This is a genomic window from Terrirubrum flagellatum, assembly GCF_022059845.1.
GTDB classification, from domain to species: domain Bacteria; phylum Pseudomonadota; class Alphaproteobacteria; order Rhizobiales; family Beijerinckiaceae; genus Terrirubrum; species Terrirubrum flagellatum.
The window spans coordinates 1,244,877-1,265,489 of record NZ_CP091851.1 but is presented as its reverse complement, the minus strand read 5'-3'; the positions used below and the strand labels follow the sequence as shown (position 1 = coordinate 1,265,489).

Annotated in this window: 19 protein-coding genes; 7 read left to right on the top strand and 12 right to left on the bottom strand. The window is 62.3% G+C overall.

All coding sequences use genetic code 11. The features are described 5' to 3' along the window. Positions 1–8: 8 nt before the first annotated feature. Positions 9–977 carry an N-acetyl-gamma-glutamyl-phosphate reductase gene (gene argC / locus L8F45_RS06190; RefSeq protein WP_342362009.1) on the bottom strand — a complete coding sequence of 323 codons (969 nt, stop codon included), beginning with the start codon at positions 975–977 and terminating at the stop codon, positions 9–11. A 352-nt stretch (positions 978–1,329) separates the two neighbouring features. On the opposite strand from argC, the gene L8F45_RS06185 reads away from it, so the two are divergent. Beyond that, positions 1,330–2,655, top strand: a complete 1,326-nt coding sequence (locus L8F45_RS06185) for an MFS transporter (protein ID WP_342362008.1) — start codon at positions 1,330–1,332, stop codon at positions 2,653–2,655. Between the two features lie 37 nt (positions 2,656–2,692). Here L8F45_RS06185 and L8F45_RS06180 read toward each other — a convergent pair whose 3' ends face one another. From L8F45_RS06180 to L8F45_RS06170, 3 genes are all read right to left on the bottom strand, one after another. Next, a complete protein-coding gene (locus L8F45_RS06180) occupies positions 2,693–3,085 on the bottom strand; it encodes a GFA family protein (protein WP_342362007.1) in 393 nt (130 codons plus the stop codon). Positions 3,086–3,108: 23 nt separating this feature from the next. Beyond that, positions 3,109–3,978, bottom strand: coding sequence for a transglutaminase-like domain-containing protein (locus tag L8F45_RS06175; protein ID WP_342362006.1), 870 nt, complete (start codon positions 3,976–3,978; stop codon positions 3,109–3,111). Positions 3,979–4,087: 109 nt separating this feature from the next. After that, positions 4,088–4,843 (bottom strand): hypothetical protein, encoded by a 756-nt coding sequence (locus L8F45_RS06170; protein ID WP_342362005.1) that lies wholly within the window; start codon positions 4,841–4,843, stop codon positions 4,088–4,090. A 164-nt stretch (positions 4,844–5,007) separates the two neighbouring features. On the opposite strand from L8F45_RS06170, the gene L8F45_RS06165 reads away from it, so the two are divergent. Continuing rightward, positions 5,008–6,342, top strand: a complete 1,335-nt coding sequence (locus L8F45_RS06165) for an esterase-like activity of phytase family protein (RefSeq protein ID WP_342362004.1) — start codon at positions 5,008–5,010, stop codon at positions 6,340–6,342. A 194-nt stretch (positions 6,343–6,536) separates the two neighbouring features. Here the strand turns inward: L8F45_RS06165 and L8F45_RS06160 are convergent, their stop codons facing one another. The 4 genes from L8F45_RS06160 to L8F45_RS06145 all read right to left on the bottom strand — a co-directional run bounded on the left by L8F45_RS06160 (position 6,537) and on the right by L8F45_RS06145 (position 10,257). Next, positions 6,537–7,298 carry an ABC transporter permease gene (locus L8F45_RS06160; protein WP_342362003.1) on the bottom strand — a complete coding sequence of 254 codons (762 nt, stop codon included), beginning with the start codon at positions 7,296–7,298 and terminating at the stop codon, positions 6,537–6,539. Further along, positions 7,295–8,245 (bottom strand): ATP-binding cassette domain-containing protein, encoded by a 951-nt coding sequence (locus L8F45_RS06155; RefSeq protein ID WP_342363377.1) that lies wholly within the window; start codon positions 8,243–8,245, stop codon positions 7,295–7,297. The genes L8F45_RS06160 and L8F45_RS06155 overlap by 4 nt, the downstream gene beginning before the upstream one ends. A gap of 208 nt (positions 8,246–8,453) precedes the next feature. Next, positions 8,454–9,908, bottom strand: coding sequence for a methyl-accepting chemotaxis protein (locus L8F45_RS06150; protein ID WP_342362002.1), 1,455 nt, complete (start codon positions 9,906–9,908; stop codon positions 8,454–8,456). Next, a complete protein-coding gene (locus tag L8F45_RS06145; RefSeq protein ID WP_342362001.1) occupies positions 9,895–10,257 on the bottom strand; it encodes a hypothetical protein in 363 nt (120 codons plus the stop codon). Before L8F45_RS06145 ends, L8F45_RS06150 begins: the two co-directional genes overlap by 14 nt. Positions 10,258–11,144: 887 nt before the next feature. Here L8F45_RS06145 and L8F45_RS06140 point away from each other — a divergent pair. Then, positions 11,145–14,873, top strand: a complete 3,729-nt coding sequence (locus L8F45_RS06140; RefSeq protein WP_342362000.1) for a vitamin B12-dependent ribonucleotide reductase — start codon at positions 11,145–11,147, stop codon at positions 14,871–14,873. 49 nt (positions 14,874–14,922) lie between these two features. Further along, positions 14,923–16,152, top strand: coding sequence for a hypothetical protein (locus L8F45_RS06135; RefSeq protein ID WP_342361999.1), 1,230 nt, complete (start codon positions 14,923–14,925; stop codon positions 16,150–16,152). 265 nt (positions 16,153–16,417) lie between these two features. Here L8F45_RS06135 and L8F45_RS06130 read toward each other — a convergent pair whose 3' ends face one another. After that, positions 16,418–16,804 (bottom strand): OmpA family protein, encoded by a 387-nt coding sequence (locus L8F45_RS06130; protein ID WP_342361998.1) that lies wholly within the window; start codon positions 16,802–16,804, stop codon positions 16,418–16,420. Positions 16,805–17,098: 294 nt separating this feature from the next. Between L8F45_RS06130 and L8F45_RS06125 the strand changes: the two genes are divergently transcribed. Both L8F45_RS06125 and L8F45_RS06120 read left to right on the top strand, forming a co-directional pair. Beyond that, positions 17,099–17,377 carry a BrnT family toxin gene (locus L8F45_RS06125; RefSeq protein WP_342361997.1) on the top strand — a complete coding sequence of 93 codons (279 nt, stop codon included), beginning with the start codon at positions 17,099–17,101 and terminating at the stop codon, positions 17,375–17,377. Continuing rightward, positions 17,361–17,645, top strand: coding sequence for a helix-turn-helix domain-containing protein (locus tag L8F45_RS06120; protein WP_342361996.1), 285 nt, complete (start codon positions 17,361–17,363; stop codon positions 17,643–17,645). The genes L8F45_RS06125 and L8F45_RS06120 overlap by 17 nt, the downstream gene beginning before the upstream one ends. Positions 17,646–17,651: 6 nt before the next feature. Here the strand turns inward: L8F45_RS06120 and tsaA are convergent, their stop codons facing one another. Both tsaA and L8F45_RS06110 read right to left on the bottom strand, forming a co-directional pair. After that, the gene (gene tsaA / locus L8F45_RS06115; protein WP_342361995.1) at positions 17,652–18,143 is read right to left on the bottom strand and encodes a tRNA (N6-threonylcarbamoyladenosine(37)-N6)-methyltransferase TrmO; all 492 of its coding nucleotides are present in this window, start codon (positions 18,141–18,143) and stop codon (positions 17,652–17,654) included. Positions 18,144–18,223: 80 nt separating this feature from the next. Beyond that, a complete protein-coding gene (locus L8F45_RS06110; RefSeq protein ID WP_342361994.1) occupies positions 18,224–18,433 on the bottom strand; it encodes a TOBE domain-containing protein in 210 nt (69 codons plus the stop codon). A gap of 110 nt (positions 18,434–18,543) precedes the next feature. Between L8F45_RS06110 and L8F45_RS06105 the strand changes: the two genes are divergently transcribed. After that, positions 18,544–19,326 carry a class I SAM-dependent methyltransferase gene (locus L8F45_RS06105; RefSeq protein WP_342361993.1) on the top strand — a complete coding sequence of 261 codons (783 nt, stop codon included), beginning with the start codon at positions 18,544–18,546 and terminating at the stop codon, positions 19,324–19,326. A gap of 553 nt (positions 19,327–19,879) precedes the next feature. Here L8F45_RS06105 and L8F45_RS06100 read toward each other — a convergent pair. Continuing rightward, the gene (locus L8F45_RS06100; protein ID WP_342361992.1) at positions 19,880–20,362 is read right to left on the bottom strand and encodes a hypothetical protein; all 483 of its coding nucleotides are present in this window, start codon (positions 20,360–20,362) and stop codon (positions 19,880–19,882) included. Between the last annotated feature and the right edge of the window lie 251 nt (positions 20,363–20,613).

Here is a 20,613-nt window from a genome sequence, read left to right as displayed (position 1 = left end):
GGACGCGTTTATCCAGCCATGCCGAGCATGAGCTTCAGGTTCTGCACCGCTGCGCCTGACGCGCCTTTGCCGAGATTGTCGAGCTTGGCGACGAGCACCGCCTGGCCATAGGTCTCGTTCGCATAGACGCGCAGTTCGAGCTTGTTGGTGTTGTTGAGCGCTTCCGCTTCCAGCTTTTCGGCATGGAAGTCCGGATCGCTCGCGCGCACCACCCTCACCCATTTCGCGCCGGCGTAATGCGCGACGAGCGTGTCTTCCAACGCTTTGCCGTCAACCTTCTTCGCCAGCGTGTCGAGATGCAGCGGGACCGAGACCAACATGCCCTGCGCGAACCGGCCGACGGACGGCACGAAGATCGGCCGCCGCGTGAGGCCGGAATATTTCACCAGCTCAGGCGCATGCTTGTGCTGCAGCTTCAGGCCATAGAGTTCGAAGCTCGGCGCCTTGCCGCTGTCGAACGCCTCGATCATCGATTTGCCGCCGCCGGTGTAGCCGCTGACGGCGTTGATCGTCACCGGATGATCCTTCGCCATGATCCCCGTGTCGATCAGCGGCCGCAGGAGCGCGATTCCGCCCGTGGGATAGCAGCCGGGATTTGAGACGCGCTTCGACTTCGCGACCGCCTCGGCCTGGCCGGGCGCGAGTTCGGGGAAGCCATAGGTCCAGTCGGGAGCGACCCGGTGCGCCGTGCTGGCGTCGATGATCTTCGGGCTCTTCGCGCCAAGGCTGTCGGCGAGCGCGACGGACTCCTTCGCCGCATCGTCGGGCAGGCAGAGGATCACCACGTCGACCTCCGACATCAACGCCTTGCGCGCCTCAGGGTCTTTCCGCAGCGCCGGGTCGATGCTGCGCATACGGACGCCTTCGGTCGTCTCCAGCCGGTCGCGGATCTGCAGGCCGGTGGTGCCGGCTTCGCCGTCGATGAAGACAGTCTTGAGGGCCGTCGAAGCGGCGGGCTTGGTCAGAGTGGTGGACATCGTGTCCTCGCGGGATGTGAAACAGCGCCAGAAACAAAAAAGCCGCGCTCAGGGGCGCGGCTGCGGATGACGTTCGTCAGGAACGCGTCATCGCGACCGCGCGGGGCGGGCGATCATGCTGCGTCGGACGAAGGCGTTGGTCATGCCGCCGCCATTGCCCCCGATCGACCGGATTGTCAATCACCGGCTCGCGACGGAATTGCGACAGCGTGCGCCAGGCGCGCCGGTTTGCCCGCCAGCCTCGCCGCCTGGCCCGGTTGCCCAAGCGCCGACGAAACGAGAGCCGACGAAACGCTTGCGCAAACCGCCTTGGCGGTCCAGATGGCCAAAAACACAAGCTAGGGAGAACTGCATGAGCGAAGCGACGGCTAACAATCTGGCGGTGCCGGACGCCTATGACGCCGCCGATACGCGCCGGCGCATCAAGGCGATCCTTGTCGGCTCGATGGGCAATCTCATCGAATGGTTCGACGTCTACGCCTATACGGCCTTCTCGCTCTATTTCGCGTCCTCCTTCTTTCCGAAAGCCGATCCGGTGGCGCAGCAGCTCGCCACGTCGGTCATCTTCGCCGCCGGCTTCATCGCGCGGCCGCTCGGCGGGCTCATGTTCGGGCATGTCGCGGACCGCCTCGGCCGGCGCGCGGCGCTGACCTGGTCGGTGCTGCTGATGTGCTTCGGCTCGCTGCTGATCGCGGCGACGCCGACCTACGCCACGATCGGCGTGCTGGCGCCGATTATCCTCACGGTCGCGCGCGTGCTGCAGGGGATCAGCCAGGGCGGCGAATATGGCACCAGCACCGCCTATCTCAGCGAAATCTCGCACCCCGAGCGGCGCGGCTTCTATTCCGGCGTCTGGTACACGACGCTCATCGGCGGCAACCTGCTCGCGCTTCTTCTGCTGCTGATCCTGCAGAAATTGCTGCTGACGCCAGAGCAGCTTTCGGCCTGGGGCTGGCGCATTCCCTTCGTCATCGGCGCGCTGCTTGCGATCTACACCTTCTGGATGCGCCGCGACATGCATGAAACCGATCACTTCGCGGCGACGAAGAAGGCGACGGAGAAGCGCGGGCTTGGCGATCTCTGGCGTCACTGGCCGCAGCTTCTCATGGTGGTCGGCATCACCATCGGCGGCACGTCGGCCTTCTACACCTACACCACCTATATGCAGAAATTCCTGAAGCTGTCGGTTGGCCTTACCGATGACCAGACGACGCTGGTGGTGCTGGGATCGATGACGGTCGCGATCATTCTGCAGCCGCTCTACGGCATGATTTCCGACAAGATCGGCCGCAAGCCGCTGCTGGTGGCGTTCGGCGTGCTTGGCGTGATCTTCACCTATCCGCTACTGACATCGATCCAGGAGACGAAGAGCCCGCTCGTCGCGTGGCTGCTGATCTCCGCCGCATGGGCGATCGTGTCCGGCTACACCTCGATCACCGCGGTAGTGAAGACCGAGCTGTTTCCGACCAGCGTGCGCGCGCTCGGCGTCGGCCTGCCCTATGCGCTGACCGTCTCGATCTTCGGAGGCACAGTCGATTCCGTCGCGCTGTTCTTCAAGAACCAGGGCCATGAGAACTGGTTCTTCTGGTACGCGACCGGCTGCATCCTGATTTCGCTGATCGTGTACGTCACCCTGAAGGACACCAAGAAGACGTCGCGGATCGACCAGCACCAGTAGGGAAAAGAAGCGAGAGGCGTCGTCGATTTCGACGCCTCTACTCCTCGAAGCGGCTCGCAGCGTCGCGGTCGCGCTCGTATCGTCGCGCGAGCGGAAATGGCGGCAACCAGGATTCGCGGCGGATGATCCAGTTTTCATAGGTCGGCGTCAGTTGATCCGGCGCATCCAGAGCGCCCAGATTCACTTCGACTTCGTCCCCGCTGCGCGAGAAAACGGATGAGCCGCAGCGGGGACAGAAGAACCGCCCGGCATAGTCGCGCGTCTCGCCGGCGATGGTCACCGCATCCTGCGGGAATATCGCCGACGCGTGAAAGAGCGCGCCGTGATGTTTGCGGCAATCGAGACAATGACAAATACCGACGCGGTATGGTCGTCCCGACGCGACGATGCGGACGTCGCCGCACAGGCAGCCGCCTGTGAATCGATCCATGCTGCCCTCTCCTCCTGCCAGAGCTACGCCGCCGGCATGACGGCGCCCGCCGCGGCCCTCGCGAGTCCTGCCGCTGCGCCCGGCGGCGGCGCGATCTCCTCCGTCGTCACCTCGAACTTGCGCAGCGTATGCGCGCCGAACGCCGTGATCATCGCGGTGTCGGCCGCGTCCATGCCGCGCGCGATAACGACGCGGCCGATGCGGCGCTGGTTGTGGCGCGCATCGAACACATGCCAGCGCCCGCCGAGATAGACCTCGAACCAGGCGTTGAAATCCATCGGCGCAGGATCGGGCGGCACGCCGATATCGCCGAGATAGCCATTGCAGTAGCGCGCCGGAATATTCACGCAGCGGCAGAGCGCGATCGCGAGATGCGCGAAGTCGCGACAGACGCCGATCCGTTCCTGATAGGCCAGGAACGCTGTGCGCGTCGGCCGCGCGTGGTGATAGCCGAATGTCAGGTGCTTGTGGGCGAAGTCGACGATCGCCTGTACGCGCGCCCAGCCCTGAGAGATGTTTCCGAATTCGCGCCAAGCCGTCTCCATCAGGAGATCGGTGTCGCAATAGCGGCTGCCGAGCAGGAAAGGCAGCGCCTCTTCGGGCAGGTCGGCGACGTCATGCTGGATGGCGTCGGGATATTCCGGATCGGGATCGCCGCTGTCGCGGATTGCGAAGGACGATGAGAGGTTGATCAACCCCGGCTGCGCGACGAGCCGGTGCGACAGATTGCCGAAACGATCGATGAAAGACGTGATCGGCGTCTTCGGCGTCGCCGCGATGTCGTCGCCGCCAATGATATCGGCGCGACGGTCGGGATGAACCGACATGAGAAGCACCATCGGCGTCGGCTGCGCGCATTCCAGCGTGATGTCGAAGCCGGCCTTGATGAGCATGGAGGCTCCTGCGCGATCGGGAAGCGGCGCCGCGACCGGACGCGCCTCGCGGACAACAGACCGCTTCCGATTTTGTTCCTGATTGCGGCGGTTCGGCGACCGCTACGTGTCAGCCGAGATGTCCAGCGACCCAGTGTTCGGGAAGCCAGAGCTTCACCACGCCAAACCGCTCGGGATGCTTCTCATAAGACTGCGCGATGCACAGAAGCGTGCGGAAGCGCGTCTCGTACTGTTTGTGATCGATATCGGGGCAGCGCTCGGGAAGGCGCCGCAGCGCCTCTTCATAGACCATCATGCAGCGGAAGTGCTGGTCGCGACCGGGAATGCCGCGCTCATAGGTCAGCGCCAGCACGAAACGAAACGTGCGCATGGGCAGCCCGACCGAGCCCATGAAGGAGAAGATGTTGTTGGTCTTCTCGCTGACTTCCGAGATCAACGGATTGTAGATCGCCTCATAGAGCTGCTTCTCCGTCTTGCTGGAGAACTGAATCCATTTCTTGTGGCGCGGCTTCGTCTTCAGCGTGATCAGCGGATTATCGCGCGTGGTGCGCCGCGCCGCGAGCTTGAGAAGCTGCGCGATGAAATGGTTCTTGTAGACGTCGGTCAGCAGGCGGTCGGCGACGATGGTGTCGATGTCGAGCCGCCCGCTGGCGAGAATGTTCAGCGTGACGTTGAGCTTGTTGGGATTGTCGGCGCGCGAATAGAACCACCAGCCCATCAGGATCGGCATGCTGAACTTGCTGACCACGGCGCCGAGCGAGCGGAACAGGCCGGAATAGAGCAGCGCCAGCGAACCCAGCAGCGCGCCGAGGATCACTTCCGGCTTGTCGACGATAGAATGGTAGAAAGACGAAAGGGCTTGCATGCATGTCCTGTCCCGTCCGCCGCCTGTGCCGGCGGGCGGGGGCCGGCGTCAACGGCGGCGCGGGGGCCTAAACTGCACGCAGCGTCGCGGCGGCGACGGATTTGTCAACCTGATGTCATCGAACGATCATAGTCGCGGATCTCCGGACAAGAGAGTGAGCGAAAATGCGCGTTCGATCTGTTGCGGCGATGCTGATCGCCTGTGCAGCTGCTTCCTCCATCGCGCTTGCGGACGGCGTCCGCTTCATCGGCGCGGCCGTGATCGACGGAACCGGAGTCGACAAATCGGGCCTGCCCTCCACTTTGCTCGAGGACGGCGTCTCGCCGCAGAATGGGCTCAACGGCTTTGGCTCCGCCATGGCCTATGCCGGCTTCGGCAACCGCTTCGTGCTGATGCCCGACCGCGGCCCGAACAAGGTCGAATACAAGGGCGGCGAAGCCGTCGACAATACGACCTCCTACGCCAATCGCTTCCAGACCTTCGACATCACGGTGAAGCCGAACGCGGACAAGCCCACCGGCTTTTCTGTCGAGGCGAAGCATCTGGGAACGACGCTGTTGAAGACCGCCAAGGGCGACCAGTATGTCGGGCTTTCCACCGCCTTCGCCGCCGAGGGCGGCAATCGCCGGCTCGATCCCGAAGGCGTGCGCGTCGCGCCTGACGGCTCGCTCTGGGTCTCGGACGAATATGGTCCGCACATCCTGCATTTCGACAAGTCAGGCCGCCAGATCGGCGCCCTGACGCCGCCCGACGGATTTCTGATCGCCCAGCCCGGTCCGAACCTGAAGGGCGAGATGGCGGGCGCAAAATGGGGCCGCGTCACCAATCGCGGCGCAGAAGGGCTGGCGCTGACGCCTGACGGCCGCTGGCTCGTCGTCGCCATGCAGGGCGCCCTGGTGCAGGATGGCGGCGCGAAGGCGCTGCACACGCGTCTTCTCGTTTATGATCTCCAGGCGCAGGACAAGCCGCCGCGCCAATATCTCTATCCGCTGAAGGACCAGCAGCATTCGATCAGCGAAATCCTCGCGGTCGATGATCACCGTTTCCTCGTCGACGAGCGCGACGGCAAGGCCGGCGCCAAGGGGTCGAAGCTGCTTTTTCTCATCGACTTCAATCAGGCGCAGGCGCCGACCGATCTCGCGACGACGCCCTATTCCGGCCGCGAGGGCAAGGCGCTGCCGATGGAGGGCGCGCCCGAAGGCGTCACCGCGCTGAAGAAGACCCTGTTCGCGGATGTCGGCTCCATGCTGGTCGAGGCGCAGGAGAAGGGCCTCGGCGTCTTCGTCACGAAGGAAGGGCTGCCGGACAAGATGGAGGGCTACGCCTTCGGTCCCGATCTGCCGAACGGCGATTTCCTGCTGCTCGCCTGCAACGACAACGATTTCACGACGCAGGCGACGGGTTTGCCGAATTATATCTTCGCTTTCGCCGTGCCGCGCGATGCTCTGCCGGGCGTGACGCTCAACCGCCTCGCGCCGGGGGTCACATTTGGAGATTGACGCGAAGCGTCATCCCGGATGCGGCGCAGCGCCATAGCTGACGCGAATGCGTCAGCGTCGAAGACGGTCGCCGGAGGCGACCTATGACGGTGCGCTGCTGATCCGGGATCGTTCTGAGGCGAGCCTTTTATTGCAAAAGACCCCGGGTCTGCGCCGCACCGCTTCGCGTTGCAGCGCGCCCGGGATGACGGCCTTCAGTTCTTCAGCCGGTATCCCGTCTTGAACATCCAGGCGACGATGGCGAGGCAGACGACAAGGAAGCTGATGGTCGCCGCGACGCTGAGCTCGATATTGACGTCGGCCTTGCCGTAGAAGCTCCAGCGAAAGCCGCTGATGAGATAGACAACGGGATTGAACAGCGAGATCGCGCGCCAGACCGGCGGCAACATGTCGATGGAATAGAAGCTGCCGCCAAGGAATGTCAGCGGCGTGACGATCAGCAGCGGGATGAGCTGCAGCTTCTCGAATCCATCAGCCCAGACGCCGATGATGAAGCCGAACAGGCTGAAGGTGATCGAGGTCAGGATGAGAAACGAAAGCATCCAGACGGGATGCGCGATCTCAAGAGGCACGAACAGCGCCGACGTCGCGAGAATGATGAGGCCAAGAATCACCGATTTCGTCGCGGCGGCGCCGACATAGGCGAGCACCGCTTCGAGCGGCGACACCGGCGCGGAGAGAAGCTCGAAGATCGTGCCGGTGAAGCGCGGGAAATAGATGGCGAAAGAGGCGTTCGCGATGCTCTGCGTCAAAAGCGACAGCATGATCAGGCCGGGCACGATGAACGCGCCATATTGCACGCCGTCGACGGTCGCGATGCGCGAGCCGATCGCCGAGCCGAAGACGACGAAATAGAGCGCCGTCGAAAGAACAGGCGAAACGATGCTTTGCAGCAGCGTGCGGCGCGTGCGCGCCATCTCGAAGCCATAGATCGCTCCGACCGCATGCCAGTTCATGCCGACTCTCCTGCCTTGTTCGCCGGCTCCGCGCTCACCAGGCTGACGAAAATGTCCTCGAGCGAGCTCTGCTCGGTGCGCACATCCTTCACCCGCACGCCCGCCGCCGAGAGATTGGCGAGCAGCGTCGCGATGCCCGTTCGCTCGGCCTGGGTATCGTAGCTGTAGACGAGCGCCCTGCCCTCTCGCACAAGCTCCAGTTCGGGAACGGCGAGCGAGGAAGGGACCGCGTCGAGCTTCTCCTGCAAGTCGAGCGTCAGCCGCTTCTTGCCGAGCTTGCGCATCAGCGCCGCCTTGTCCTCGACCAGGATCAGTTCGCCCTTGTTGATGACGCCGACCCGGTCGGCCATCTGCTCGGCCTCTTCGATATAATGCGTGGTGAGCACGATGGTGACGCCGGCGGCTTTCAAGCCCCGCACGATCTCCCACATGTCGCGCCGGAGTTCGACATCGACGCCCGCGGTCGGCTCGTCGAGGAACAATATCTGCGGCTCATGCGCCAGCGCCTTGGCGATCAGCACGCGCCTTTTCATGCCGCCCGACAGCGTGAGAATCTTGTTGTCCTTCTTCTCCCACAAAGAGAGATCGCGCAGGATTTTCTCGACCAGCGCCGGATTGGCGGGCTTGCCGAACAGTCCGCGGCTGAAGCTCACTGTCGCCCACACCGTCTCGAACGTGTCGGTCGCGAGTTCCTGCGGCACGAGCCCGATGAGCGCGCGCGCCTTGCGATAGCCCGCTACGATGTCATGGCCGCCGGCCGTGACCTTGCCTTCACTGGCGCGCACGAGGCCGCAGATGATTCCGATCAGCGTCGTCTTGCCGGCGCCGTTCGGGCCGAGCAGCGCGAAGATTTCCCCGCGTCTGATTTCGAGATTGATCGACTTCAGCGCCTGGAAGCCGGACGCATAGGTCTTTGACAGATTGGAAATGGAGACAGCCGCCTGCATCGCGTTTGACATCTGGCATGCGTGGAAAGGGCCCGGCGCAGGAACGAGACGCAGGGAGGGCGCTTATAGTCGCTCGCCGCCGCGCGGCCAACCCGCATGTCAGGAAAGCGGCCCGATCGCCCCCGTCGGCGAAGCCGCGAACTGAACCGGCGCGCTGACGCTCGATCCCGACGGCGTCCTCATCAACACGTAGCGAGTGCGATAGCGCCTAGGCCGCTATGGCGTCTGTTGTGAAGTCGGTCACCTGTCGACGGATCGACGCGGATTGCGCTGCGATCTCGACCGCCGCATCGCCAAGTTTCAGCGCCGCCTTGGCGGTGTCGTCCGCGACAGCTTCGATCCCTGTGATCGCTCCGGCAATATCTCCGATGCTCAACGCCGCGGCGTCGACGGTCCCGGCGATTTCCCGAGCCGCCATCGATTGCTCCTCGACCGATGCGGCGATCTGCACCGCAAGGGCGTTCAGGCTGCGGATCGTTTGCGAAATCGACTGGATCGCTGACACGGAGCGTCCTGTCGACGTTTGTATCAGAACGATGCGCGCCGCGATGTCACTCGTCGCGCTGGCCGTCTTCGCGGCAAGCGCCTTGACCTCCTGGGCGACGATCGCGAATCCACGCCCTTGTTCGCCAGCGCGCGCGGCTTCGATCGTCGCATTCAACGCCAGAAGATTGGTCTGCGCGGCGATCGCAGCGATCATCTCGGTCACTTTTCCGATTTCCGCTGAAGCCGTCGCCATCTCGTCGATTGCTGTCGTGGTGCTCTCGGCTTGATCCACCGCCTCGCCGGCGAGGTCCGAGGATTGCGCGGCGTTCCTGCCAATTTCAGCAATCGTGGCGGCGAATTCTCGGCCGACAGTGGCGACAAGGCCAACCTTGCCGCTCGTCTCCTCGGAAGCGGCCGACGCCTGCGCGGATTGATTCGTGGCCTGCGTCGCTGCGTCGCTGAGCTGGCTGGCGCTTGTCTCGAGCTCCGTCGCCGCATTGTGCAGGACGTCGAGATTACCCATCACTTGCTTCTTGAACTTTTCAAGCGTGCCGCTCAGCAGTTCAGCGCGCGTGATCGTCGCGGCCAACTCCTCCTCGCGCTTGCTTCCCACGGTTTCAAGCGTCGCCGTCGTCGCTTCGGCGACGCGGCGGGCCTGCTGCGCCTGAGCAAACGCCGTTCGGATCGCATGGCCAATGATGATAAGCATGGCTGTTTCAATGACGACCATGACGGCGTGGACCGCGACGCGGGCGAAGTCGCTGCCGCCGGGATAGACGGCGTCGGGAAAGACAGCGTCGAGACTGAGATGATGCGTCGCAATCAGACCCGCTGCGAGAATGAGCACCCTCCAGTCGCAGAATCCGGACAGCATGGCCAGAATCGCGAAGTAGTAGAAATGCATCTCGACCTGCCAGGGATGGCCGGTGAAGACGTACACAAGGATGGAGGTCTGGCCGACCAGCGTTATGGCGAGCGCGATGCTGACAATCAGGATAGGCCGGCGCATCAGCAGAAACATCGCCGGCATGGCTGCGAGAACACAAGTGATCGGCGTTGCGATCGCCACATCCTTTCCAAGCGCGTAGGCGATGCCAGCCAGGATCGGCACATGCAGGAGCGCCAGCGCGCAAAGCGCCTTCGCGATAACGGTCTGGAAATCATCAAGATTGGTCATCAACAGAATCTCGGCTGAGCCATTTGGGAAGACAGGCGGCGAGAGCCTGCGGGTCCGCGATGAAGATTGCGCCGGCGGCGCGCGCGCGGGAGAGATAACCGGCGTCGTCGGGCGTTACGATCACGATGAAGGGATAACCGCCGAAGCGGACGAAACTGGCCCCCGCCATAACCGAGCGCGCCAGCGCGTCGTTAGCGCTGGTCCACGGCGCGAACAGGACAGCGACTCCGGCGGAAGCATCGCGCGGCTCGAAAGCAAGCCGCGCGGCGCCGTAGAGACTGACGCAGGCGACCGCCGCCATGATCAGTCCATCAGCGAAGTATCGCAGCACAATGCCCATTTTGTGCAAGGCGGATCTCAAAAACTACCGAAAATCCAAGCTAGATTGCCGGCCACTGGTTAACCCGCGGTCAACCAGCGCAGCGGACCGCTATGCAAGCTGAACTGAGTTCTTTGCGCCCAAGCAGCTGCTCGCGCAGCGCGCCGCTTCAGCGGAATGCGGAGGAAAGATTCCCGTCCCGGCCAAAACATCCAGGGCGCCCGCGCGGAGTTATTTCGCGGAGCAGTCTCGAAAGAAAGCTGGGGATGTGATGCCGGAATGCGACAGTTCGACGACAGCGCGTTCGGAGACTCATACGGATTCGCACGTAGTTTCGGCGGCGTTGGAACGCTGCTTTGGCGGCCCGGTCCATGTGTGCGTTGCACCCTTCGGCGCCGTTGCAACCGGGAAGCGGCGTGCCCTCACGTCAGTCTTGCGCGGATTGCAGGGATGGTTACCGCTTCGTTAAGAGATTAGAGTTCATTTGAGACATGAGGAATCGGGTGATTCCCTGAACTCTTTCCGGCGCTTAGTCCGGGCTGTCATATCATCCCCGTTTTTCACAGCCCGCTACTAGATGTAGTGGAAATCCTGTCAAGCAGACACTATCTCTTGACGGCTAACGGGACGCACGACTAGGGTTTCCGAACGTCGTGCGGCGCACGGCCCGGGCGGTTCAGAGGAGCCGCCGACAGTCTCCAGAACGGGTTTGCAAGCGCTGTGCGTCGCATTGGCATGAGCCGGTGCGCGGTGCGATTTCGCGACCCCTTTGCGAGACGGCCGGGCGCCCCGACGCGGTAAAAAAGCGGCGGATCAACCACCGTGCGGCGTCACAGGATCAGGCGACAATATCGGGCCCGGAGGCAACGCGAGGCTCGGTGGGGACGTTAAGTCCCGAAGGATTTAGGGGTCAGATTATGAAATTTGAACGTCGTTACACCAAGGCCGGTCAGTCGCCCTACGCAGGCATCGCCTTCCGGGACGCTGTCAGTGAAATCCGCAATCCCGATGGTTCGGTGGTGTTCCGCCTCGAAGGCATCCGCGCGCCGGAAGGCTGGAGCCAGGTCGCGGTCGACGTTCTCGCCCAGAAGTATTTCCGCAAGGCCGGCGTGCCCGCGCGCCTGAAGAAGGTCGAGGAGAACGACGTCCCCTCCTTCCTCTGGCGTTCGGTCGCCGACGACGCCGCGCTCGCCGATGTGCCCGAGAAGGAGCGTCTCGGCTCCGAGAAGAATTCGACCGACGTGTTCGACCGTCTCGCCGGCTGCTGGACCTATTGGGGCTGGAAGGGCGGCTATTTCTCGTCCGACGAAGATGCGTCGGCGTTCCATGACGAGCTGCGCTACATGCTCGCCATGCAGATGGTGGCGCCGAACTCGCCGCAATGGTTCAACACCGGCCTGCACTGGGCTTACGGCGTCGACGGGCCGGGCCAGGGCCATTTCTATGTCGACTACAAGTCAGGCAAGCTGACGAAGTCGAAATCGTCCTACGAACATCCGCAGCCGCACGCCTGCTTCATCCAGGGCGTCGAGGACGATCTCGTCAATGAAGGCGGCATCATGGACCTCTGGGTCCGCGAGGCGCGCCTGTTCAAATATGGCTCCGGCACCGGCTCGAACTTCTCGCGCCTGCGCGGCGAAGGCGAGAAGCTGTCCGGCGGCGGCCGCTCGTCCGGCCTGATGAGCTTCCTCAAGATCGGCGACCGCGCGGCCGGCGCGATCAAGTCGGGCGGCACCACGCGTAGAGCTGCGAAGATGGTCGTCGTCGACGCCGATCACCCTGACATCGAGACCTATATCGACTGGAAGGTGCGCGAGGAGCAGAAGGTCGCGGCGCTCGTCACCGGCTCCAGGGTCGTGCAGAAGCACATGAAGGCCGTCATGCGCGCCTGCGTGAACTGCCAGGGCGACGGCGACTCCTGTTTCGATCCCGAGAAGAACCCCGTCCTCAAGAAAGAGATCAAGCTCGCGCGCCGCGCGATGGTGCCTGACAACTACATCAAGCGCGTCATCCAGTTCGCTCGCCAAGGCTACACCGACATCCAGTTCGACACCTATGACACCGACTGGGATTCGGAAGCCTATCTTACCGTCTCCGGCCAGAACTCGAACAACTCGGTCTCGCTGAAAGACGACTTCCTGCGCGCCGTCGAGACCGATGGCGACTGGAAGCTGATCGGCCGCACCACGAAGAAGGTCACCAAGACTCTCAAGGCGCGCGATCTCTGGGAGAAGATCGGCTACGCCGCTTGGGCGTCCGCCGATCCCGGCCTGCACTTCAACACCACGATGAATGACTGGCACACCTGCAAGTCATCAGGCGACATCCGCGCGAGCAATCCCTGCTCGGAATACATGTTCCTCGACGACACCGCCTGCAATCTCGCCTCGGCGAACCTCTTGTCGATGTTCAATCACGAGACCGGCCAGTTCGACGTCGCCGCCTATGAGCATCTCTGCCGCTTCTGGACGGTGGTGCTCGAAATCTCCGTGCTGATGGCGCAGTTCCCGTCGAAGGCGATCGCCGAACTCTCCTACGAGTTCCGCACGCTTGGCCTCGGCTACGCCAATATCGGCGGCCTGCTCATGTCGATGGGCCTGCCCTACGATTCCAGGGAAGGCCGCGCGCTCTGCGGCGCTCTCACCGCCGTCATGACCGGCGTCGCCTATGCGACCTCGGCCGAGATGGCGAAAGAGCTCGGCCCCTTCCCCGGCTACGCCAGGAACGCGAAGCACATGCTGCGCGTGATCCGCAACCATCGCCGCGCCGCTCATGGCGAGGCGACGGGCTATGAGGCGCTGTCGGTCAATCCGGTGCCGCTTGATCATGCGAGCTGCCCGCAGCCCGATCTGATCGCGCGCGCCAAGGCGGCCTGGGACAGCGCTCTCTCACTCGGCGAGGAGCATGGCTATCGCAACGCCCAGTCGACCGTCATCGCGCCGACCGGCACGATCGGCCTCGTCATGGATTGCGACACGACCGGCATCGAGCCCGACTTCGCGCTGGTGAAGTTCAAGAAGCTCGCCGGCGGCGGCTACTTCAAGATCATCAACCGCGCCGTTCCCGACGCGTTGCGCGCGCTGGGCTATTCCGAAGCGCATATCGCCGAGATCGAGGCCTACGCCGTCGGCCACGGCTCGATGAAGCAGGCGCCGGCGATCAATTATTCGACGCTGCGCGCCAAGGGCTTCGACGACGCCACGCTCGACAAGATCGAGAAGGCGCTGCCGTCGGCCTTCGACGTCAAGTTCGTGTTCAACAAATGGACCGTCGGCGAGGACTTCATCCTCAACACGCTGAAGATCGCGCCTGAGAAGGTCAGCGATCCCGCGTTCGACCTGCTCAATGCGCTCGGCTTCACCAAGGCCGACATCGAAGCCGCGAACATCCATGTCTGCGGCGCGATGACGCTGGAAGGCGCGCCGCATCTGAAGCTCGAACATTATCCCGTGTTCGACTGCGCCAATCCCTGCGGCCGCATCGGCAAGCGCTATCTCTCGGTCGAGAGCCACATCCGCATGATGGCGGCGGCGCAGCCCTTCATCTCCGGCGCCATCTCCAAGACCATCAACATGCCGAACGAGGCGACGGTCGAGGACTGCAAGTCCGCCTACATGCTGTCCTGGAAGCTCGCGCTGAAAGCCAACGCGCTCTATCGCGACGGCTCCAAGCTGTCACAGCCGCTGAACTCGGCGCTGATCGAGGATGACGGCGAAGATGCGGATGATGCGGTCGAGGCGCTTCTCGCCCAGCCGCCGGCGCAGCGCGCCGCGGTTGTCGCGGAAAAGATCGTCGAGAAGATCGTCGAGCGCGTGATCGAGAAGAATGTGCGCGAGCAGGAGAAGCTGCCGTCCCGCCGCAAGGGTTATACCCAGAAGGCGAAGATCGGCGGCCACACCATCTTCCTGCGCACCGGCGAATATGCGGATGGACGGCTCGGCGAAATCTTCCTCGACATGAACAAGGAAGGTTCGGCGCTTAGGGCTCTCATCAACAACTTCGCCATCTCCGTGTCGCTCGGCCTGCAATATGGCGTGCCGCTTGAGGAGTATGTCGACGCGTTCGTGTTCACTCGCTTCGAGCCGGCCGGCTTCGTGCAGGGCAACGACACGATCAAGAACGCGACCTCGATCCTCGACTATGTCTTCCGCGAGCTCGCGATCTCCTATCTCGGCCGCAACGATCTCGCCCATGTCTCGCCGGACGATCTCCGTCACGACGCGATCGGCAAGACCGATCAGGACGAGACTGATGGCGAGCCGGCGCCAGCGCAGCGCTCCATGGTCTCCAAGGGGCTGGTGCGCGGACGCCCGGTGAATTTCGTCTCGATCGACGGCCATCCCCGCGCCGATCTCGGTTCGCCTGTTGTCGGCGAATCCGATCCGAAGCGTCAGGCGCCGCATCTCTACGCCGTGTCAGGCGCGACCGCGCTGAAGGAAGAGGCTGTGGGAGAAGCGCAACTCGCGCTGCTCGGCTTCGCCGAACCGGCCAAGCAGGCGACGCCTTCCGTTGCCGACCGCAGGGCCGAGGCGAAGATGAAGGGCTATGTCGGCGAAGCCTGCCCTGAATGCGCGAACTTCACGCTGGTCCGGAACGGGACGTGTTTGAAGTGCGACACGTGTGGAAGCACGACGGGGTGCAGCTGATAAGCTTACGGACATACAATTCCCGCGGTCCTTGACCGCGGGAATTGATATGGTGATCGTCCTCAATATCTTGGCGCTTATAACTATCGCGCTCGCGATTGCGAATGCGCTTGCGACCAAACAAGAATTAGAACGGGCTCGTTCAACGTTAATCGACTATTGGGTATTCGTTCAAGATTTGGCAATTGCTCGGCAAGTAGATGGAAGCGTTTCTATCTTGCGTGAGTTTCTCAAGCGGAATCGACTAAAGTTTCTTGCGCTTTTCGGCTGGGCTCTCGCAGCGGCTTTCGTCGCCACGCTTGGCGGAGTTTTGAAAAAGGATAAGAATGAAATTGAGAAGGAGTACCGCTCGTTCGTTGCCCTCCAATATAGCATTGAGTACAAACTTGCGTTTGAACACTTTGGCGCGCTTAACCGACACACTAGCCCATATGAACAAGTTAGCGTGTGCAAAGCCTCCGACTCCGAAGATGGCTCCAAACAGTTAGATGTCATAGCGAAAAAAATTGGCTTGGCGAGACAGCTAATAGACTCCAATGGCCTCGATGTTCAAACGAAGCGCCTCATTCAAGTCGCGGCGTTCTTTTTCTCTTTTATGTTTTTCTCAGTTATCGGACTACTCTCTCTATCGATTTCAATCTTTTTCACGCTGAAGATATTACGAGCCATACATGCAGATGCGAAGCGCTTTGCATTCCTCGTCGCTCTCGACTTATTTCTCGCAACAGTTACACCAGCGGCTTGCATCGTCCTGACGATGTTCTGCTTCTCGATCTTGGGAATTCAGAACACATATGCGTTGCTTTTGGCAGTTGGCCTGGATCGCTTCGGATTAGCTCTGGTCGTGCAATATATCGCCTATGAAACAGCGACTGGAATGTTCGTCTCTGATCACGCCATGCTTTGGATAACCTTAGCTGGTCGACTTTCAAACTACACCACAGCCGAAAGCCTATGGTATGGATTCTCAACGCTATTACGCCATATCCAAATTATCTTGACTCAATTTCCGACCGATGTTGCAAAATTTTTGCGATTGGATTGGTCGATTCCATATACTTCTGCGATTACCAATTGGTCTTTGGTTTTTAGCTTAGCTTATTCGTTCGCTTACATATTGCCAATGTTTGCTATCGTGTCTGCAAGCAGAAGCCTGATAGTTCGCGAGACGATCTCTCGATCTATCCAGTGGCTTGCGGAGCATGAGAAGGGCCCAGTTTCAGCGGTCGCCGTCTTCGTCGCCGCGGCACTTGTCGCGATGACCTCATTGATGAAGTAGTGGCCGGCAGCATTTCGACTAATTTCATCCGTCGCGATGTGGGGCTGTTATATAGAAAGCTGTTTCATCAACCACCTCACCCACACCCGCGGCAGCGCGATCGCACGAGGCGAAACCTACAAGCCATAGCGACATCCCCCAAAAAAATCCCGGGCGCTCGCCCTCCGTGCAGCCCAGCGACGACGCTTCGCGTTGCGCTGGAATGACGTGGAAAAGACGCCGCGCGAAATCGCATCTCGCGCGGCGATGCTCCCGCCAAAATCGACTACGGAATATCGATCTGCACGCGGCGGTTCTGCGGCTCGCGTCCATCCGGCGTGGTCGCCTGAACCAGCGGCGCTTCGGCGCCGCGGGCGACCGCCGTCAGCGTCGCGGTCTTCGGCGCGCCGGCGCGGATCAGCGCGGCCCGCACGGCCGCCGCCCGCTTCTCCGACAGCGCGACCGGCTCCGAACCATCGGAATGCCCCGTGATCGTGACGGTCGAAGAGGGACCGATGAGTCCCCTCGCGCTTTTGACGATTTTTCCCGCGAGCGGCGTCAGGTTCGTTCTCCCCCAATCGAAGAAAATCAGGATCGTCTCCGCCTTTGCGCTGACGGGCGCCATCGCAGCCGCGGCCAGAAGCGCGCAGCACAGCCCTTTTGAAAATCTCATCGCAGCCTCCCCTTGCCTCGCCGGCAGACGCGGACTTCAGCCCGTCGCCTCCGGCACGGATGAGAGTGGCGAATGGTCTGCGGAAAGACAACCGGCGGACAAGCCGGCGCGGGAGCGAGATGCCGCGAGAAATCGCGACGTCACGAGGCGCACGGCGACCACCTGAAAATTCCCCGCCTACAGCGGCGCGATCGCGCGTTTTGAATTGCCGCTCTTCTCAATTGTTGATTGCTGCAGCCGTTGGCTTCGCGGGAAAATCAACGCGGCGAAACTACTGGATTCCCGTATTGAACCATGCTAGATTTCGAATGGGACGACGTGAAAGCGCGAGCCAATCTCGCCAAACACGGCGTATCATTCGAGGAGGCGAAGAAGGCTTTCGATGATCCCTGGGCTTTCACTCGCTACGATGACAGGTTCGACTACGGCGAGGATCGATATGTGGTCGTCGGACAAAGCGCGTCACGCATCCTGACCATCGTCTATACAGAACGCGGAGAGAGAATTCGCATTATCGCCGCGTGGCCTGCCACAAGAGACGAAGCCGATGCCTACTATGAAAACACCCGATAACAGCAGCGATCTGGACGAACTCGCAGACCGCCCCTTCACCAAGGAGGAATTGGCTCGCGCGCGCCGCGTTCCTCTCGCGAAGACGCTGCGCTGGCGTCTGAAACTCACACAGGAAGAATTCGCCGAGCGCTATCGCATTCCACTCGGCACGCTGCGCGACTGGGAGCAGGGCCGCAGCGAGCCCGATGCGCCAAGCCGCGCCTATCTCGAAGTCATTGCGCGCGAGCCGGAAATTGTCGCGCGCGCGCTGAAGAAAACGGCGGCGTAAGGCGCTTCACCCCGTTTCAAAATCCCCCGCCTGCGGCGGCGCGATCGGCGTGAACAGAGTCCGGTCCGGCTTGATATCAAGCAACGGCGTGCCATCAAGGCAATCGAGCCCGCGCACTTTCAGCACCGCGCCTTCGATTGAAACCAAAGTCGCAATCGAAGTGCCGATCGGGTTCGGCCTGACTGGCGTGCGCAGCGAGAACGTGCCGCGCACCGATCCGTCATTCGCCGGACTCTGGCGCACGAGGTCGCGCCGGGATTCATGCAGCCAGTAGAGAATCTCAAGCCGCTCATATCCGCCCACGCCATCGAGCGCGGCGACCCAGGGCTCGAAAATCGTGATTTCGCAGATCGGCCCGTCCGCCCTGCCCTGTCGCGGGCAGGTCAGACGCGAACTCCAAGGCGTCGAAATCCGCCCGATGAAAATAAGGCCGGCGTCATCCGCCTTGGGCAGATCGACGGCGACCTCGTTTGCGCGGATTTCGTTCAGTCGCACCATCAGAGCATGGCCCGAAAAAGTGGAGCCCGGTTTTCCCCGGGCGAACAAGTCGTTCGTCCCGCAAAGGCCATGCTCTTATCTCAAGACTCTACCGCGACCATCACGTCGGACGCCTTCACCACGGCGTAGGCTTCGCCGCCGATCTGAAGCTTCAATTCGTCCACGGCCTCGTTGGTGATCGCGGCCGTGACGATCGTCCCGTTCACGTCGATCTTCACATGCGCCGTCGTCGCGCCCTTCTTCACATCGACGACCTTGCCTTTGAGCTTGTTGCGCGCGCTGATCTTCATGGCCGGTCCTTTCGCTGGTTTCCTGATCGGGGCCAGCGTTATATCTGACGACATACAACGGCAAGCCGCGCTGTCGCGCGGCCGTCATGCAGGACGAGGCAAATGGACCCATGAGCGCAAGGCGAGAGGACGGCAGCGCGGGCGACGCGAATTACGGCGTGATCGGCGCGACCTATTCGCGCTTTCGCCAGCCGGATGAGCGCATCGCGGCCGTGATCCATCGCGCGCTCGGCGATGCGCGGACCGTGCTCAATGTCGGCGCCGGCGCGGGCTCCTACGAGCCTGTTGATCGCGAAGTGACGCCGGTCGAGCCGTCAGCCTCCATGCGCGCGCAGCGACCGCCCCATCTCGCGCCCGCCATCGACGCCGTCGCGGAGAAGCTGCCCTTCGCCGACAAATCCTTTGACGCCGCCATGGCGACCTTCACCGTGCATCAATGGCCTGATCTCGGCGCGGGCCTCCACGAAATGCGCCGCGTCACGCGCGGGCCGGTCGTGGTGATGAGTTGCGCGCCCGATGAGGTCAGCCGTTTCTGGTTGAACGATTATGCGCCCGAAGCGCTCGCGACCGAGGCGCGTCGCTATCCGCCGTTGCGCGCGATTGCCGAAGAGCTTGGCGGGGAGATCGAAATCATCAGCGTCCCCATCCCGCTCGATTGCGCCGACGGCTTCAACGAGGCCTATTATGGCCGGCCCGAGATGCTGCTCAATCCCGCAGCCCGCCTCGCCTGCTCCGCCTGGAGCTTCGTCAGCGACGAGGCGACGCAGCGTTTCGAGACGACGCTTCGCAATGATCTCGCCAGCGGCGCGTGGGATCGCAAATACGGCCATCTCCGCGCGCAATCGAAATTTGGGGGCTCGCTGAAGCTGGTGATTTCGCGCATCGGCGCTTGACATTTCTAGTATATATTCCTATTATTGGATTGTCTTCCGCCGCTGGGCGTTTCCGGACCGTAACGGCGATGGGCGGACAGAGCGACGGCGATCAGAGAGCAGCGGTTACGACTCGTGCTCAAAGGTTGCGCGCCAAAAACCTGGTCCTGGCCCGACGCCTCGGGCTATCAGCGGAGGCAAATCAGGGACCGACTCCGCAGGGACAGGCCATAAGGCGCAAACGTCGCGCGCGGGGCGCGAGGCTCGTCGATCTGGCGGGCTGACACCTCAACACCACTATTCGCGCGAGCCGTCAGCGTCGCGCGAGCCAAACCGCCCCGCGCCCCCTTTGAGGGGCGGCAGAGCGAAGAAAAGAGATCAAAGCGGGAGAGAAGGAATTGAGCCGTGCGGATACGCGGGAAATTGGCGCGCTCACATTTCAATTGTCATTCCGGGGCGATGCGGAGCGTCGAGCCCGGAACCCAGAAAGCTTCTCCGCCTGCGCCATTTCTGGATTCCGGGCTTGCTCCTGCGGAGCGCCCCGGAATGACCGACTGGATGAAGAGCGGTGTTTCTAGACGGCCATCGGCCGCCATGAGCGCGCCGCTGCGATCCCCGCCGCGATGCAGAGAACCAGCAGCACGACCTGCGCGATCGCGAACGGCGCCTCGTTGCCGTTCGGCGCCAGTGCATGCAGCGCCGGAATCTTCAGAAACGCCTGCACCACCCCGACAAAGGCGAGAAAGTAGAGGCTCGCCACCATGCCCGCGGCATAGATCCAGCGCCACGCGCCCGCGAGATGGAACGAATAGCGCGCAAGGAGCACGATCGCGAGAATGACGAGCGCGATCGCGCCGACGATGTGCGACGGCAAAAGGCCGCTGACCGGAAACAAATAGCCTGTCGCGCTCGTGACGATCGCCGTGACGAGAAACAACGTCGTCCAGTATGGCTGGATCGTCGCGCCAAGCAGGCCGCCGACGACGACAAGCCCGACGACGATCGCAACGAGGCTGATCGCCGTATGAAAGAAGGTCAATGCTGCGAGATAAGACATGGGAAAACGCCTCCCACGCGACGACAATGCTCGCCGCGCTCCGGTGAAATCATGAACCAGCGTTTCACAAAGCTCAAGCATCGGCAGCGCTCCCATGCCCATCGCGCAGGCCGTCTGACCGAAATTCGCGCTCTGCCAGATCACGCCGCACTTTGATTGAACAATCAAAGTGCGGGAACGTGATCGATTCCAGAAGTTTAGAGCATGGCTTGAGCGAAAAACCGGTATCCACTTTTTCGCGCCATGCTCTA